1 protein-coding gene is annotated in these 633 nt (G+C 44.9%); it reads left to right on the top strand.

What is annotated here, in order from left to right; genetic code table 11:
- Positions 1-419, top strand: a 419-nt coding sequence (locus tag ACTHUR_RS15360) for a GTP cyclohydrolase, FolE2/MptA family (RefSeq protein WP_440399496.1), incomplete at its 5' end; no start/stop codon positions are given.
- Positions 420-633 lie beyond the last annotated feature (214 nt).

Here is a 633-nt window from a genome sequence, read left to right on the forward strand (position 1 = left end):
ACTATGATGTTACCCTGACCGGCGAAATCAAAAACGGTACATACAGCCACAGCCTGAAAGTAATGGTTCCGGTTACTTCATTGTGTCCGTGTTCCAAAGAAATTTCCCAATACGGCGCGCACAACCAACGTTCGCATGTGACGGTCAGTCTGATTGCGAATGCGGATGTAGGCATTGAAGAAATCATCGATTACGTCGAAGCGCAAGCAAGCTGCCAGCTCTACGGCTTGCTCAAACGCCCTGACGAGGAGTATGTAACGGAAAAAGCGTACGAAAATCCGAAGTTTGTCGAAGACATGGTTCGCGATGTGGCTACTGCGCTGATTGCCGACAAACGCATCGAGTCGTTTGTTGTCGAAAGCGAAAACTTCGAATCGATACACAACCATTCCGCTTACGCTTATATCGCTTATCCTTAAAGCCAAGCCGAATAGCAACAAAGGCCGTCTGAACATTTCAGACGGCCTTTGGCATAAATTGAACGATACCATGAGACTATCGGTCATATATGGGCAACCCTATTTCGATATAATTCAAAAGCATTAGATTTCTCTCGCAATATTTAACATAAATTAAGCCGATTGTTTTCCCCATCATTTATAATGACGGTTTCTCAACGGCATATCCGTGGAT

This window comes from Neisseria sp. P0021.S007 (assembly GCF_051956855.1).